The organism is Neolewinella agarilytica, from assembly GCF_900110645.1.
GTDB classification, from domain to species: domain Bacteria; phylum Bacteroidota; class Bacteroidia; order Chitinophagales; family Saprospiraceae; genus Neolewinella; species Neolewinella agarilytica.
Genome location: NZ_FOFB01000027.1, coordinates 45,925 through 60,840, shown reverse-complemented (window position 1 = coordinate 60,840; position 14,916 = coordinate 45,925). Strand labels below are relative to the sequence as shown.

The window sequence follows — 14,916 nt, the reverse complement described above, 5'->3', positions numbered from 1 at the left end:
CTCTCTCTAACCTGTTTTGGTTAAGGAGAAATCAAGGGCTTGATATAAAAACAACAGTAGCGACCAGGCTTTCCTGGTCGCTACTGTTGTTTTTACCCACAAAGGTCGAATGCTGCCGGGCAGATGGATAAACACCCTGAGTTGAAGTGGATGTTGTACGCTTAACTATCCAGTTCCCAGCTATTCAGCGCGCGGTAGATGCCCCGGTACACCTTTCCGCGAATGTTCATACTCATGAAGCGTTCATTCTTCGGGTCAGGATGAACGCGATTGGTTAGCAGTACGAAAACCAGGCCGTTTTCCGGATCCGCCCACACGGAAGTGCCGGAGAAGCCAAGGTGCCCGAATGTTTTGTTGGAAGCACCGGCAGAAATGACGTTGCCCCAGCCTCCGGCCAGGCGATCAAAGCCCAATGCCCGGTAATTATAACGCCCCCGGCTGGTGAACAGGTCCACCGTCTCAGGGGTCAGCAGTTGTTCCCCTTCGAAGGTTCCGCCGTCGTTCAGCAGCTGAAACAGGCGGGCCAGGTCATGGGCGTTGCCGAACAAGCCGGCATGACCGGCTACACCACCCAGCAGCGCCGCTCCCTCATCGTGAACGTAGCCACGGAGTAAACCGCCGCGCATCCATGTGTCAACAACGGTAGGAACCACAACATTAGACGGTACACCATTGGCTGCGGGGTTGAACGTCAGTCGGCCAAGTCTCATCGGAGCGTAAAACTCACGTTCCAGCAGCTCTTCCATGGGTTCCTCAGCTATTTCCTCAACGATGAGCTGCAGCAGGTAGTAGTTCAGGTCGCTGTAGCGATACATTAACCGTCGGGTATAATCAATTTTTCCGCTCAGGCCTTTACGGACCAGCCCCGGCACCTTTGTGTCTAACCAGCGGTCGGGGCCAATGGCTAGTTGAAAATCTTCGCGGATGGAATCCGCCACAAACTGACGGCCAATCAAACCGTTTAGCGGAAGGTCAGACTGTAAGCCCGAATGATGAGAGAGCAATTGCTCGATTTTATACCGGCCAATCGTTCTTCGTTTAAACTCCGGCAGATAGTCTTTCACTCTTGCGTCCAGCGCAATTTTACCTTCATCATAAAGCTTCATGACGGCGAAAGAAGTCGCTGCCGCTTTAGTGATGGAGGCCAAGTCGTATAAGTCGCCCGTGTTGACCTTCTGTCGCCGGTAAGTATGGTGGCCGTAGGCTTTTTCGTAGACAACCTTACCGTCTTTCATCACCAGCAATTCCGCTCCCGGCATGGCGCGATAGCGGATGCCCCGGTTAATCTGATAATCGATATGGTCAAACTTTTCCCGGTCAATCCCGAGCAGTTCCGGTAAAGCAAAGCCATTGGTAATGGCATCCAGACGATAGCCCGTCCCAGCGGGGAAGACGGCAGTAGATTCAGACAAACGCCCGTCTAAGAGTTCTGCACCGAAAACAGCCTGCGCCAGAAAGGCCTCGCTTTCTTTACAGCGAAGGGGACTATTGATCAACGTCCACTTCTCCGGCAGCCCGGTCAGCAGCGCCGGGTCACCGAAATGAATCATCGTAACGTTGCTCAGCCCAAGCGGGTACAGCCCGGAATACCAATCGGCATTAGCCGAAGACAGGCCAATCGGATCATCAGCCATAACGATGGTTGGAAGTTCAGGCGCTGAGGGTAAAACCTGAGCGACCAGCTCGTCATAAGCAACTTCCTGCACGTCAGCGAAGCGGCGGGCAAGATCAAGAAAACGAGCGGGGCGCTGATCAGAACGGTACAGGACCCGGATGGCGGGAGTACCCGCCAGGGGCAGTTTACCGGTGGGATTCGTGAGCACTACCGTTTCTCTCAGAAGGCGGTTATGACGTTCCAGGTCAGTCGATACGGTGAGGCTTTCGTAGGGCCAGGAGAATTCAACGGGCAGTGTATCTGATTCAGGGACAATATTGAGTAGCAAACCGGTTGGCGTAACGCTAAGGCTATCCATTTCAGCCTGGCTGTAGGTTGTAGTAGATGTTTCCTCCGAGGAGAAAAACCCGGAGAACCAGTCGATGATGTCTTCGGCCCAACTCCCTGCCTGCACGGGCTGGGAGCTCAGGAGAAAGCCTGCCAGTAAAAAAGTCGACAAATAAAATTTCATTCAGTTCGGGGCTAATTCAAAAATGGGCCGGTGTATAGATAGCGTTCAACAAAAACAACGACTATAGTTTTGGTCTTGTTGTAAAGAAAACCTTACTGTTTACGTTTCACAATTTATGTTTTACCAACAAAAAGTGTATTTTGCGCTGTCGCAGGTGCAAAGATAGGTGGAAAAGCAAGGCTGGTCAATAGCCAGGCCGCATTGCCGCTATCCTCTCCCTTGCACCTGCGGCTGCGCCCTCCTGCGCTTACCGAAGAGCCGGAAACGCCCGATGCCTATGACGAACTCTCTACTGACCATCCTTATTCTCCTGGCCTTCCTGATCGGAGCCCTGCTCAGCTGGCTGGTCCTGCAACTGAGAATTCGCAGCAGTCACCTGCCCCTCACGGACGTAGAGCGTGATTACATCCGCCGTGAAATTCACGATCAGCTACGGCAGGAATCTGACCTGCACTACGAGAACCTGCAGGAGAAAACCGCCGCCGAAATCCGGCTGGGACAAGAGTTGGCCACAACGCAGGCGGACCTGCGTCATCTCGGTGAAAAAATCAATGGTCAGGCCGCTGAAATGCAACGCTTACAGGAAGTTAGCCTCGCTCAGTTTGAGCAAACTGCCAACCGGCTACTCCACGAGAAAAGCCAGCATTTCACCGCCAGGAATGCGGAGCAATTGACGGGCATCCTCGCTCCCCTCCGGGAGCGAATCCAGGGCTTCGAGCAACAGATCGAGCGGCGTTTTCTGGAGGAAACCAAAGACCGCGTCTCCCTGCGCCAGGAGATTAAACACCTGCAACAACTTAACCAGCAAATCAGTACGGAAGCCAACAATCTGGCCGGCGCCCTTCGTGGCAACAGCAAAACGCAGGGCGACTGGGGCGAATGGCAACTACTCACCCTGCTCGAAGCCAGCGGTTTGCAAAAAGGGATCCACTTTAACGCACAGGGTACCTTCCGCGACGAAGAAGACAAGATGAAACGCCCTGATTTCATTATCAATCTTCCCGAAGGGAAACACCTCGTCATTGACTCCAAGGTATCGCTTACGGCTTACGACCGGTTCTGCGCCCTGTCAGAAGACGATCCCGAGCGACGCACGCACGCCGCCGCTCATCTGCGGTCCCTTCGGCAACACATCAGTGACCTGGCCGGCAAAAACTACACGCGCCTTTATCAGATCAGCAGCCCCGATTACCTGCTCCTGTTCGTTCCCATCGAGCCCGCCTTTGGCCTGGCCCTGCAGACGGACCAGGGCATCTTTCTGGAGGCTTTGGAGCGAAACATCGTATTGGTAACTCCCTCTACACTGCTCGCCACCCTGCGCACCGTCAGCTTCATCTGGAAACAGGATAACCAGAAGAAAAACGTACTGGAAATTGCCCGGCAGAGTGGCCTGCTTTATGACGGCTTCGTCGCCTTTACGGAAGAAATGAAAAAGATCGGCCGCCAGCTTGATCTGGCACAATCCGCCTACGGCACTGCCCTGAAGAAACTCTCCTCCGGAGGTATTTACGGTAAAACGCTGGTTGGCCGGGCGGAGCGCCTGCGGCAGCTGGGCGCTAAAACGAAAAAACGGATGGGGACGGACTTGTTGAAGGAAGAGGAGGAGGAGTAGTATGATAGTTCGGTAGTCTGGTAGTTCGGTAGTCTGGTAGGCTGGTAGGCTACCGCATGTTGGAGGTGGTAGGGGTTAAACAGCAACTAAAACGCATGTCAACTCTGTTCTGTCCTAAATGATAAGGAATCACTTCCGCCATTTTCACGATGTGGTTATCAAATCGCATCTGTTTAGAAGGTTTCCTTACTTATTTAAGCCTCTCTTATGCATTACTTATTGATCGACAAGAAACCTTCCCAATAGTATGCTTTACAGCTAAAGCCTCTTAATTATAAGGTACTGGATTTGGTCAATAAGAAAGTCTCTCTTCCTTCTCCTCCCACTCCTTTCCTCCTTCGGAAAACAATGCTACAAAAATTCTACTTTCTACTCTAAATCTCGTTATAAAGCGGCCAGTATGTAGCTCCTTCAGTCTTCAGCTTTCGCAGTTATTGAAGCCCCCAAAGGCCTCCAGCGTGCAGCAGCCAACCAGACCACAACAACCACTACCCCAAGCGCTCCGCTAATTCCATAAAGCCTCGCTTTTTAGCGTGATCCGCTGCCGCAAGCCCGTCAACGTCCTTTGCACCTGCGTCTGCGCCCGCCGCTACTAATAACTCAACAATCTCTGCCTGGTTAAACATGGCCGCAAAATGTAAGGCCGTACTTCCGTTAGGTAAAGAGGCTTCCAGATCTGCGCCAGCATTGATAAGGTAGCGGGCAATATCTGCATGTCCTTTGAAGCAAACTCCCATGAGCGCAGTCCCGGTCGTACCACTGGCATTAATGTCTGCACCGGCCTCTACCAACAGTTTCGTCATTGGCAGTAGCCCTGAATAGCTAGCCAGAATCAGTGGAGAGGTCCCTCTCTCATCTCGCGCCTTCAGTAGATCCTGATTAGCTTCTATTAGTGCTTTAGCTTCCATCAGTTTATTATCGCGTATGGCCGAGAAAAGTGCTGAAGCAGATGTATTCATCGTTTTGTGTTGGGTTAGTCAATTGTAATAGCCAACAAGTGCCCCCCCTGTTCGTTGCATTTTTCGCTCGCTCAACGTCAAATTGTCGGATGAATCAAGTAGTAACACCTTCCTTTTAAAGATGGACCTTACGGTTTGATCATCCTGATCAATTGCGATTTATTGGCAATCCGCAGCTGAACGAAGTACACTCCAGACGGCAGCTCAGTAACTGGTAACAGCAGGCGGTTATCGCCCGTAAGACCACCAAATGCTGGTAGTTCCATGATCTCCTTACCCCTGCCGTCTAACAGCCGAACGTAGACCGTGGACCGCTCCTGTAAGCTAAAGTCAAGGAAAGCCACCTCACTTACCGGATTAGGGGACAGACTCAGCGGAATATTCAATTGCCCCGCTCCCGTCAGGCCGTTCGGGTTGTCGGAGTATCCGTCCAGGTTATCATAGTAGTAAGTGTTGTTGTTAAACCGGCCGGGATTGAAGAGAATAACCATCTTTCTGACACCCCGATCGCTGGCTCCACCATCGGGTTCGTCCAAAAGTGTAAAGCTGAGTCGGTGCCATTCTCCTTGTTTAGCCGTTTGGGCGCGGTAGCGGCTGTGCCTCCCGGTGGGATAGTTTTCGGGCAGGGCAGCGGGCGTTTCCAGTTGAAGGATAATTTCCTGCCCGGGCAGCGCATCGGTGTAAACGTCGAGCGAAAAAGCGCGGGTTCCTTCCACGTAACCAGCAACATCTCCGATGCTGGATACATCATAGACAATGACGTCAAATTCACTTCCCCCATCCCGGTCGTACTTCCCTACCAGAGCGGAGTTATTGACACTGTTGGCGGCAGGGTTATTCACTTCAGTGAGGGAGCCCGTAGAGAACTCAAAAACAGCCTGAGCTTCCTGATCAAAGTTTTCGAAGCTGAATTCTTTGGTCAGGGCAAAAGTTGGAGGAACGTAAACCTCGATCCCCAGGACCCGGTCTTCACAGCCTCCCGTGATGGTAGCGGTAACTCGCCCTCCCGTCTCTCCAAAGTCGACAATAATACCGTTTGGCGAGCTGTCATCCGTAATTACCGCTCCGTCAGGCAAGCCCCATTCAATGCTGGCTCCATCCGGAAGACCGTCAACGACGTAAGCAGCATTAGTGGCATCTGTTTCTACTTCTACCGGACCGCGAAGGCTGGGCGGTGGCAGGTCGTATACCCGTAGATAGTCGATTTCCATGGTGGCCGGAATGGCGGTGCTGCTCAGCGCGCCACCGAAAGTTCCCCCCAGGGCCAGATTGAGGAGAAAGTGAAAGTCCTGATCGAAGGGCCAGCGCTCCGGGCTCAGATTTCCAGGCCGTTTGATACCGTAGCGGTGCCCGTCAACGAACCAGCTGATGTAGTCCTCCTGCCAGTCAATGGCATAAATGTGATAATCATCTGACCAAGCCTTGTCAGTCAGCAGCAGCTGATCTCCCGTACTGGAGTTGTTGGGGAAATCCTGCCCGTAGTGAAGTGTACCAAAAAGCACCTCCGGCTCGTTACCGATCCATTCCATAATGTCAATTTCTCCGCTGGCGGGCCAGCCGCCGTATACCTCATCGGTAGACAGCATCCAGAAAGCGGGCCACAGGCCACCTCCGGCGGGAACTTTGATCCGGGCTTCGTAGTAACCGTATCTGAAGTCCTGTTTGCCCTTGGTCGTAATCCGCCCGGAGGTGTAGGATTTCCCACCAATGTTTTCCCGGCGGGCGTTGATCTTCAAGATGCCGTTTTCCACCACCAGGTTCTCCCGGGCGTACCATTGCTGTTCGCTGTTTCCCCAATCACAGATTCCCAGGTCGCAGCCATCTCCAATCTGGATGTTCCAGTCTTCCTCATTAAGGGAGCTGCCGTTGAATTCATCCGACCAGATCAGATTTGGGCACTGAGCAGACAGGGAGCTCAGCGTAAGCAGCATGGCTGCCAGAAATAATTTGTGCATGATCGATAGTTTAACCATCCACAAAATATGAAATTAGGCCGCAAGTCAAAATGCAGGTGTGTATCACAAGACGAGCAATCGGTCAATTAACTTATCCAAACATGCTCTAACTGAGGGTCTCGGTACGCAACTCTCACTCAGAGCAGGATAAACGCTGTACGATTTCCTTTTTCCGGCTGCGACTAATCGGAACGACGTGCTTCCCAATATGGATCTTCTCATCGCTATAGCCGTCAACCCGCCGGAGGTTGACGATATAACTGCGGTGTGTTCTCACGAACTGGTTGACGTTCAGATTCTGGAGGAATTCGGAAAGAGAGCCCCGGTGAAGGATTTTACGCCCGTCGGAAAGGAAAATTTGGGTGTAAACATGATCGGCTTTCAAAAAGAGGATAGAAGAAGGTAGGAATTTCATTTGAGGTAGTTTAGTACCTCCTTCATTTGAGCCATCCCAAATAGGTTACCCGCTCTTCTAAATTTTCTGCCAGACCAATCAAAATAGGGCGCGACCGCAGGTGCCATGAAAAGTTCTTAAAAGCAATGGGATTGGCTATGCACCTCCGGGCACTACCTGCGGTAAACCCTATCGGTAGGTCATACCAACCTTCAGCTCCGTCCCCGCCGGGTACTTCTCCACCATAAAACGGGTTGGCAGGTAGGTTCTCCCTTCCATTTTGGGCTGAAAGACCGCGAAATGCAGATGCGGGCCGTCCGAAAAGCCCGTATTACCACTCTCGCCAATGAGTTGCCCCTGCACCACAGTATCTCCGGGGTCCACAAAAGCGCCGTCTTTGCGCAGGTGAACGTATTCGGCAAAGGTTCCGTCGGAATGGCGGAGGATGATGAGGTTATTAAAATCCATGCATTTGGCGGAGGTGCAGTTTCGGTCGTGTCGCTCCGTGACGGTGACCACCACGCCGCCCCGGGCGGCGTGCACGGGCGTGCCTACCGGCACGTTGAAGTCAAGGGCCAACACGTCTTTATGCGAAAACTCTCCGTTGTAGCCCTGGCTGACCAATACGCTTTTGCCTTCCGCAAAGGGTAATCGGTAGAGGTAATCTCTGTCATAGGCAGACTTCCCGTGGTCGCCCAGATTGGTTTCATAGGAATAGCTGAAGCGATAAGCCTTGCGTGGATTGATGACCCTGAGCCGGCCAGCCCGGTAGGCTTTGTGATTAGCCGGAACGACTACCTTCCGACGGTCACTAACGTCCAGTCTCAGGTTCAACACTTCATACTCAAGCGCGACCGTTACCGGTGCATGCTCATGGTTATCAATGTAAATCTCGAAACCGTCAGTAGTTTCGGTGTAATAAACCCTGACGTCTACCTGAGCCAACAGAAACTGGCTGGTGAGGAAGGAGGCTAAAAAGAGTAAAAAGCGCATAGCTGAATAACGTCTTACGCTTAGTTTTAGCATAGACGTCAGGCCGTCAGCAGCAGGATTTCCCCTGGCTCCCCTCAACCTTAAAGAGGATGTCAATAATTTCCTTCACTTCCGCCCAACGCTCGGGGTTAATGCAGTAGCTTACACTGGTACCTTCTACCGTTCCGGAGATGAGGCCAGCCAACTTCAACTCCTTCAGGTGACGGGAAACCGTTGGCTGAGACAAAGCAATCTCATCGGTAAAATCCCGACAGATGCAGCACTCCGCCGTAAGCAATTGCTCCAGAATTGCCACGCGGGCAGGATGCCCGATAGCTTTGAAAATTGCGGCCAACCGGTTCTGGCGGTCAGTGTAGATGTCTGATTTGGTGACGCCCATGGGAAGGGAATGAGGGAATGAGAGAATGGGGGAATGAGGGAATGAGAGAATGAGGGAATGAGAGAATTAGAGAATGGGGGAATGAGGGAATGAGGGAATGAGAGAATGAGAGAATAAAGGGAAAAGGGAAGGAAAGGGCATTATTTTGCAACTTGCAACTTGCAACTTCCAACCTGCAACTTCCAACCTGCAACCTGCCCCCCCTAACAACACCCGCCCCCCGGTGTACAAGCTCCTCCGCCCTTCGAGATGGAGCCCGCCAGGGAGACCACTTTTTTAGCAGCGACGGGAAAGCCGCATTCTTCCAGCGCCAGGCAGGCGGTGGTCTTAGACTGCAGACGAAGCTCACCGTCAACGGCTTCCAGGTTAAACTTCTGGATGGTCTCCGTGCCCTGGTACTCCACCTCGATGGGTAAATCTCCCAGCCCGAGCTCCCGCTCGGCGATCCCGACGATCTTGACCAGCTTACCGGGCTCGAGGCGGTGATTGTAGTCATCCGCGCTCCACAGTTGCAGGCTGGCTACGCGCTCCCGGCGGACTTTGCCGCCGCAGTCGATGAAATGCTTCGTCACCTCCCCTACCTCGGTAACGTGGAAGTGACTCTCCACGGCATTGCCGTCCGGCAGGCGGATCAGGAAGTTGTCGCGGGCAGAAAGAAAGGACTTGAGTTCGCTCAAAAGCATAGCTGAATTATTTTGATAATGCAAATATAGCTATATTGCTATTAACATGCAAATTTGGCGTACGCTACGCTCCGCGTGTGACCTACCAAAGCGGACTTTCAGTCGCGCTATTTAATACTTTAGTAGCGCGTGCGGAGCACGCATTGGCCGGTCGCTGCTGGAAACAGCTTACGCCGGGCCTTACATTGCACCTGCGTCCGCGCCCTGCAACCCGCAACCTGCAACCAAAAAAACACCCCGCCCCTCAAACAGAGGAACGGGGTGTTGATTTTCGTTGTTGCTGTTACCCTAGCTGGCTTCCAGGGCTGCTGCACCAGAAACGATCTCCAGGATTTCCGTGGTAATCGCTTCCTGACGAGCCTTGTTGTAGCTAATCTTGAGTTCTTTCAGCAGTTCCTCGGCATTTTCCGTAGCCTTATCCATGGCCGTCATCCGGGCACCGTGCTCGGAAGCATTGGTATCGAGGAGGAAAGACTGGAACTTCGTCTGGAGAATGGTAGGGACCAACTGCTCCAGCAAAGCTTCTTTACTGGGCTCGAAGATGTAGTCAGCCTTTATTTTTGACTTGGCAGTAGCGGAATCTTCCGTCTTCTTATCATCCACCACCGGCAGGAACTGCTCTGAAGTAGCAAACTGCACCGCTGCGTTGCGGAAGCGAGCGTAGGCTACAAAAACGCGGTCGTAAACACCAGCTTTGAAGCGGTTCATGATTTTCTCCGGCACTTCTTTCGTTACTTCGAAAGAAAGATCAGACAATAGCTCCTGGTACTCCGTGTTCACGGTTACTGCAGCATTGTCTCCGTAGGTCCGGCGGAAGTATTCCGCGCCTTTCTTACCGATGCAGATCACTTCCAGTTCCTTGAAGCCTTTCAGTTCATTCTGAATGCTTGCTTCGGCAGCTTTGATCACGTTTGTGTTGAAAGCACCGGCCAGACCACGGCTGGAGGTAACCACTACTATACAAGCCTTGTTCAGCGGACGCTCAACGTTGAATACCGTAGAGCCATCTCCTTCCAGGTTGGACAGGATGTTAGTCAGCATTTCGCTAAGCTTCATTGCGTAGGGGCGCATCTCCGTAATCCGCTGTGCGGCACGGGACATCTTCGCAGCAGAAACCATCTTCATGGCAGAGGTAATCTGTTTAGTGTTTTTCACCGAACCGATTCTCTCGCGTACTTCTTTTAAGTTAGCCATGTCTTAGAGTATGATAGTAATTAGAGTATGATAGTAATGATAGTAGTCTGGTAGTAGTGCTGGCATGATTACTATCATACGAGCACTACTACCATACTATCCTACTAAGAAAACTGCGGAGCCAGTTGTGCCGCCACTTCGTCGAGCTTAGCCAGGTCGGCCTTGTCGTACTTCTTGTTGCGGAAGTTTTCGAGAACATCAGGAAGCTGGCGTTCAACTTCGCTGAGGAAGAGAGTTTCAAACTCCTTGATCTTGTTTACGGGAACATCCTTCATTCGGTTGTTCGTACCGAGGTGAATGATGGCAACCTGCTTCTCCACTGGTACCGGGCTGTACTGTGGCTGCTTCAGCATTTCCACGTTACGCTTACCCTTTTCGAGGATGTTCTGCGTAGAGGCGTCCAGGTCAGAACCGAACTTGGCGAATGCTTCGAGTTCGCGGTAAGAAGCCTGGTCGAGCTTCAGCGTACCGGAAACCTTCTTCATCGGCTTGATCTGTGCGGAACCACCTACGCGGGATACGGAGATACCTACGTCAATGGCGGGGCGGATACCGTTGTTGAAGAGCTTCGAGGTCAGGAAGATCTGGCCGTCGGTGATGGAGATCACGTTGGTCGGGATGTAAGCAGAAACGTCACCGGCCTGGGTTTCGATGATCGGCAGAGCCGTCAAAGAACCACCACCTTTCACGATGCCTGCTTTCTTGAGGCTTTCGGGAAGGTCGTTCATGTCCTGAGCGATCTTGTCATCATCGATGACTTTGGCGGCGCGCTCGAGCAGACGGCTGTGGAGGTAGAATACGTCACCGGGGTAAGCTTCGCGTCCTGGTGGGCGACGAAGCAGGAGGGATACCTCACGGTAGGCAACGGCCTGCTTGGAGAGATCATCGTAGATGATCAGTGCGGGGCGGCCCGTATCGCGGAAGAACTCCCCGATGGCAGCACCGGCGAAGGGTGCGTAGAACTGCAGCGGAGCGGGGTCGGCTGCGGAAGAAGAAACGATGACGGAGTAATCCAGGGCACCGTTGTCTTCGAGCGTCTTAGCAATCTGTGCTACCGTTGAAGCCTTCTGGCCACAAGCTACGTAGATACAGTAAACGGGCTCACCACGATCGTAGAACTCTTTCTGGTTCAGGATGGTGTCAATGGCGATGGCAGACTTACCCGTCTGGCGGTCACCAATGATGAGCTCACGCTGTCCACGACCGATTGGAATCATGGCGTCGATGGCCTTGATACCCGTCTGCAGCGGCTCCGTTACCGGCTGGCGGTAAATTACACCGGGAGCTTTACGCTCCAGTGGCATTTCGTAAGTAGTTCCGGTGATGTCACCTTTACCGTCGATCGGCTGGCCCAGTGCATTGACTACACGACCAACAACGCCTTCACCCACCTGGATGCTGGCAATACGACCGGTACGGGAAACACGGCTACCTTCCTGGATACCGATAGACGTACCCATCAGTACAACACCAACGTTGTCTTCTTCCAGGTTCAGTACGATCGCTTCCGTTCCGTTATCAAAAGTTACGAGTTCACCAGCTTGTGCGTTCTCGAGACCGTATACACGGGCGATACCGTCACCAACCTGAAGTACGGTTCCGTACTCCTCCAACTCGGTAGCGCTGGTAATGCCAGCGAGCTGTTGCTTGATGATTCCACTGATTTCGTCGGGCTTGATTCCAGCCATGATTACTATACTTTAAAAATGCTTAGCTAATCTTTATTTCTTTGATGGACTCTGAAGAGCCTTACTTAGCCAATTCTTTACGGATTTGGTTAAGCTTGTGCGCAACGCTGGCGTCGTACACTTTACCGTCAAACTCAAGGACGAAGCCGCCCATCAGTTTCGGGTCTACCCGGGTGAAGATCTCCACGTTGGCCTCCGTCTTACCGGCGGCAACGAGTTGCTGCCGGATAGCAGCGAGGGACTCCGCAGACAGCGTCGTAGCGCTGGTTACGTAAACCGAAGTAACCTTCTTCATCTTATTGTACTGCCCGTCGAAGGCAGACATAATACCGAGCAGGTCGCCTTCCCGGCCTTTGGTGATGAGGACATTGACGAAGCTCTTCGTCAGCTCATCGGCACCAACCTGACCGAGGAGTTCGGTCATGACGGCTTTTTTCTTGGTGGCGTTGACCACCGGGCTCTGGAGCAACAACGCCAAATCACGGTTACCGCCCATTGCAATCAACTCATCGACATCCTTACGGATGGCGTCCAGTTTATTGGTCTCAACGGCCAGGTCCAACAATGATTTAGCGTAGCGATCCGCTACTTGCTGATTGGTCATGCGCTTGCTTAGTTAAGGTTGTTCACCAATTCGTTAACGAGGCTGGTCTGATTGACGTCGCTCTTGAGGTCCTTCTGGAGTACCTTCTCAGCAATGTCCAATGCCATCGTACCTACTTCCTTCTTAAGGTCCGCCATGGCGGAGTCGCGCATGTTGGCGATGTCCCGCTGAGCATCAGCAGATACCTTTTGGGCAGCTTCCTTGGCTTCGTTAACGGCCTCTTCCTTACGCTTCTTGGCGTAGGCTTCGGCTTCAGCGATGATGCGCGTGCTTTCTTCACGGGCTTCAGCAAGAAGCTTGGCGTTGTCGTCCTTCAACTGGGCCATCTGAGCCTGGACGCGCTTGGCCTCGTCGATGGAATCCTGAATTTCGGTATCCCGCTTCTTCAAGGCCTTTTGAATGGGCTTGAAGGCCAACCGGGCCAGGACGAAATAAAGGACCAGGAAGATGAGTACCGTCCAGAAAATCAGACCGAAGTCTGGTTTGATAACGCTGAAGTCAGCTAAATAAAGCATGGACATCGTTCGGGTAAATTTTGGTTGCCCGGAGGCTTAATACTGCTCAGCCCGCAGGGGCCGTTTTCTTTCTTTAAAATGGGCCGGAACCGCCGCCAATCGCGGTTCGGTTCCGGCCGCTGTGCTGTCTGAGACAGAAGTAACTACTAGAGTACTTTGTCCAGAAGACCTACAACGATTGCAAACAGTGCCGCACCTTCGACGAAGGCGGCAGTGAGGATCATTGCGCTACGGATATCACCAGCAGCTTCTGGCTGACGTGCAATGGACTCAGTAGCTTTGCTACCGATGAGACCGATTCCGATGCCAGCACCGAGTGCTGCAATACCTGCTCCTAAAGCTCCCATGTTATTGGAATTTTGTGGATTAAAAAAAGATGTATAATGCACCACCGGATGAGCCCGGCGGCAGATTGATTGTGTTTATGCGTAAGCCGGGTTACTGTCGTTGAGGTTTTCGTACTCTACGTCGTGGCTTCCTTCATGCCCGTGCTCATGTTCGTGCTCTTCAACTGCTGCGCCAATGTAGCTGGCCGTCAGAATAGCAAAAATGAAGGGTTGAACGAATGCTACCAGCAATTCGATACAGTTCATGAAGAGGGTAAAGGCAACGCCCACCACACCACCGGCAGCAGCTCCGAATACGCTCTCTCCGTTATTACCGAAGATGAAGATCAGGCTGACCAGTGACAGGATGATAATGTGACCCGCCGTGATGTTAGCGAAAAGACGCACCATCAGGGAGAATGGCTTAATGACCAGGCCAAGTACCTCCACTACCGTAAGCAGCGGCTTTACGAAGACCGGTACACCGGGCATCCAGAGTACGTGGCCCCAGAAGTGTGCATTGCCGTGTACGTAAGCCACAATAGCAGCAATAACGGCCAGGGCCATCGTTACCGCAATGTTGCCCGTTACGTTGGCGCTTCCCGGAATGAAGGGAATCAGACCGAAGAGGTTACAGAAAAGGATAAAGAAGAAGACCGTCAGAATGAAGGGCTGAAACTTCTCGTAGTGCTTTTCACCGATCATCGGGATGCTGATCTCGTCGCGCAGGAAAACAAAGAAAGGCTCCATCAGGGACTGAATGCCACTGGGTGCCTGTCCTTCATTACGCTTGTAGCCGCGGGCAACGGCCGTCCAGAGCAGGATCAGCAGCAGCGCAGCCAGCAACATCGTGAAGACGTTCTTCGTAATGCTGAAGTCGTAAAAGTTAGTGATACCACCGCCGAGCAGGCCGCCGTCCCCTACGGAAGCAGCGTTGAGCAGGTATTCCTGACCGTTGATCTTGGCGTAGTAAGTGTCTTTCTCCTTACCGGCTTCATTGACCTCGGTCTTGTGCAGGATACACTCCACGTCGTATTCTCCGCTGAGCATCGCGTCACCGGCGCTGTCCGCCAGGCGGTTCACGCGGCCGTGGTTCATCACGTAGCCATCAACGGCTTTCAGGTGGTGATCGTCGCCAAGCATGCTGCTCAGGCCGGTCGTAAGACCGTGGCCGGGAGCGTAAAGGAAAAGAGGGAGGGGAAGATTGACGCCGTGAATTATCTCGAAGTAGTTGGCGTCCGCAATGTGATGCAGGATCACGCTGGCCGGATCGTAGGAATCATCGTGAGCACAGCCTTCGTGAACTTCCGTAGCATGACCGTGGCCATCGTGACTGGAATGATCTCCAGAATCATGATCATCATGTTGGGCACTAAGAGCAGTGTTAACACCGCAAAAAACCAACAGAAGCATTACGCGCAGGAGCAATTTCATAGATAGAAACTTTCGGGGCCTTCCCAATTAAGCCGCAAAGGTACACTACCCCAT

General features: G+C 52.6%; 14 protein-coding genes. 1 reads left to right on the top strand and 13 read right to left on the bottom strand.

The window, feature by feature from the left end; genetic code table 11:
- Positions 1-161 precede the first annotated feature (161 nt).
- Complete coding sequence (locus tag BM123_RS19635) at positions 162-2,126, bottom strand: serine hydrolase domain-containing protein (protein ID WP_090172073.1); 1,965 nt, start codon at positions 2,124-2,126, stop codon at positions 162-164.
- A 277-nt stretch (positions 2,127-2,403) separates the two neighbouring features.
- Here BM123_RS19635 and BM123_RS19630 point away from each other — a divergent pair, with 277 nt between their 5' ends.
- Positions 2,404-3,738: a DNA recombination protein RmuC gene (locus BM123_RS19630; RefSeq protein ID WP_090172072.1), complete on the top strand. Its 1,335-nt coding sequence runs from the start codon at positions 2,404-2,406 to the stop codon at positions 3,736-3,738.
- Between the two features lie 488 nt (positions 3,739-4,226).
- Here the strand turns inward: BM123_RS19630 and BM123_RS19625 are convergent, their stop codons facing one another.
- The 12 genes from BM123_RS19625 to atpB all read right to left on the bottom strand — a co-directional run bounded on the left by BM123_RS19625 (position 4,227) and on the right by atpB (position 14,862).
- Positions 4,227-4,697, bottom strand: coding sequence for an ankyrin repeat domain-containing protein (locus BM123_RS19625; protein WP_090172070.1), 471 nt, complete (start codon positions 4,695-4,697; stop codon positions 4,227-4,229).
- Positions 4,698-4,825: 128 nt separating this feature from the next.
- Positions 4,826-6,652, bottom strand: coding sequence for a family 16 glycosylhydrolase (locus tag BM123_RS19620; protein ID WP_175489474.1), 1,827 nt, complete (start codon positions 6,650-6,652; stop codon positions 4,826-4,828).
- A 133-nt stretch (positions 6,653-6,785) separates the two neighbouring features.
- On the bottom strand, positions 6,786-7,067 hold the full coding sequence (locus BM123_RS19615; RefSeq protein ID WP_090172068.1) for a LytR/AlgR family response regulator transcription factor: 282 nt from the start codon (positions 7,065-7,067) through the stop codon (positions 6,786-6,788).
- Between the two features lie 168 nt (positions 7,068-7,235).
- Positions 7,236-8,039, bottom strand: a complete 804-nt coding sequence (locus BM123_RS19610; RefSeq protein ID WP_175489473.1) for a M23 family metallopeptidase — start codon at positions 8,037-8,039, stop codon at positions 7,236-7,238.
- 46 nt (positions 8,040-8,085) lie between these two features.
- Positions 8,086-8,418 carry an ArsR/SmtB family transcription factor gene (locus tag BM123_RS19605; protein ID WP_090172064.1) on the bottom strand — a complete coding sequence of 111 codons (333 nt, stop codon included), beginning with the start codon at positions 8,416-8,418 and terminating at the stop codon, positions 8,086-8,088.
- Positions 8,419-8,621: 203 nt separating this feature from the next.
- The gene (locus tag BM123_RS19600; RefSeq protein ID WP_090172062.1) at positions 8,622-9,101 is read right to left on the bottom strand and encodes a DUF6428 family protein; all 480 of its coding nucleotides are present in this window, start codon (positions 9,099-9,101) and stop codon (positions 8,622-8,624) included.
- 288 nt (positions 9,102-9,389) lie between these two features.
- The gene (gene atpG, locus BM123_RS19595; protein ID WP_090172060.1) at positions 9,390-10,295 is read right to left on the bottom strand and encodes an ATP synthase F1 subunit gamma; all 906 of its coding nucleotides are present in this window, start codon (positions 10,293-10,295) and stop codon (positions 9,390-9,392) included.
- Positions 10,296-10,399: 104 nt separating this feature from the next.
- The gene (gene atpA, locus BM123_RS19590; RefSeq protein WP_090172058.1) at positions 10,400-11,983 is read right to left on the bottom strand and encodes a F0F1 ATP synthase subunit alpha; all 1,584 of its coding nucleotides are present in this window, start codon (positions 11,981-11,983) and stop codon (positions 10,400-10,402) included.
- A 61-nt stretch (positions 11,984-12,044) separates the two neighbouring features.
- Positions 12,045-12,587: an ATP synthase F1 subunit delta gene (gene atpH, locus BM123_RS19585; protein WP_090172057.1), complete on the bottom strand. Its 543-nt coding sequence runs from the start codon at positions 12,585-12,587 to the stop codon at positions 12,045-12,047.
- Between the two features lie 8 nt (positions 12,588-12,595).
- Positions 12,596-13,108 carry a F0F1 ATP synthase subunit B gene (gene atpF / locus BM123_RS19580; protein ID WP_090172055.1) on the bottom strand — a complete coding sequence of 171 codons (513 nt, stop codon included), beginning with the start codon at positions 13,106-13,108 and terminating at the stop codon, positions 12,596-12,598.
- A gap of 140 nt (positions 13,109-13,248) precedes the next feature.
- A complete protein-coding gene (atpE, locus tag BM123_RS19575) occupies positions 13,249-13,449 on the bottom strand; it encodes an ATP synthase F0 subunit C (RefSeq protein ID WP_090172053.1) in 201 nt (66 codons plus the stop codon).
- A gap of 75 nt (positions 13,450-13,524) precedes the next feature.
- Complete coding sequence (gene atpB, locus BM123_RS19570) at positions 13,525-14,862, bottom strand: F0F1 ATP synthase subunit A (protein ID WP_090172052.1); 1,338 nt, start codon at positions 14,860-14,862, stop codon at positions 13,525-13,527.
- Between the last annotated feature and the right edge of the window lie 54 nt (positions 14,863-14,916).

Bases quoted from the DNA above. Each gene is read 5' to 3' on its own strand.
- BM123_RS19635 (WP_090172073.1), bottom strand. From the start codon at position 2,126: ATGAAATTTTATTTGTCGACTTTTTTACTGGCAGGCTTTCTCCTGAGC.
- BM123_RS19630 (WP_090172072.1), top strand. From the start codon at position 2,404: ATGACGAACTCTCTACTGACCATCCTTATTCTCCTGGCCTTCCTGATC.
- BM123_RS19625 (WP_090172070.1), bottom strand. From the start codon at position 4,697: ATGAATACATCTGCTTCAGCACTTTTCTCGGCCATACGCGATAATAAA.
- BM123_RS19620 (WP_175489474.1), bottom strand. From the start codon at position 6,652: ATGCACAAATTATTTCTGGCAGCCATGCTGCTTACGCTGAGCTCCCTG.
- BM123_RS19615 (WP_090172068.1), bottom strand. From the start codon at position 7,067: ATGAAATTCCTACCTTCTTCTATCCTCTTTTTGAAAGCCGATCATGTT.
- BM123_RS19610 (WP_175489473.1), bottom strand. From the start codon at position 8,039: ATGCGCTTTTTACTCTTTTTAGCCTCCTTCCTCACCAGCCAGTTTCTG.
- BM123_RS19605 (WP_090172064.1), bottom strand. From the start codon at position 8,418: ATGGGCGTCACCAAATCAGACATCTACACTGACCGCCAGAACCGGTTG.
- BM123_RS19600 (WP_090172062.1), bottom strand. From the start codon at position 9,101: ATGCTTTTGAGCGAACTCAAGTCCTTTCTTTCTGCCCGCGACAACTTC.
- atpG (WP_090172060.1), bottom strand. From the start codon at position 10,295: ATGGCTAACTTAAAAGAAGTACGCGAGAGAATCGGTTCGGTGAAAAAC.
- atpA (WP_090172058.1), bottom strand. From the start codon at position 11,983: ATGGCTGGAATCAAGCCCGACGAAATCAGTGGAATCATCAAGCAACAG.
- atpH (WP_090172057.1), bottom strand. From the start codon at position 12,587: ATGACCAATCAGCAAGTAGCGGATCGCTACGCTAAATCATTGTTGGAC.
- atpF (WP_090172055.1), bottom strand. From the start codon at position 13,108: ATGTCCATGCTTTATTTAGCTGACTTCAGCGTTATCAAACCAGACTTC.
- atpE (WP_090172053.1), bottom strand. From the start codon at position 13,449: ATGGGAGCTTTAGGAGCAGGTATTGCAGCACTCGGTGCTGGCATCGGA.
- atpB (WP_090172052.1), bottom strand. From the start codon at position 14,862: ATGAAATTGCTCCTGCGCGTAATGCTTCTGTTGGTTTTTTGCGGTGTT.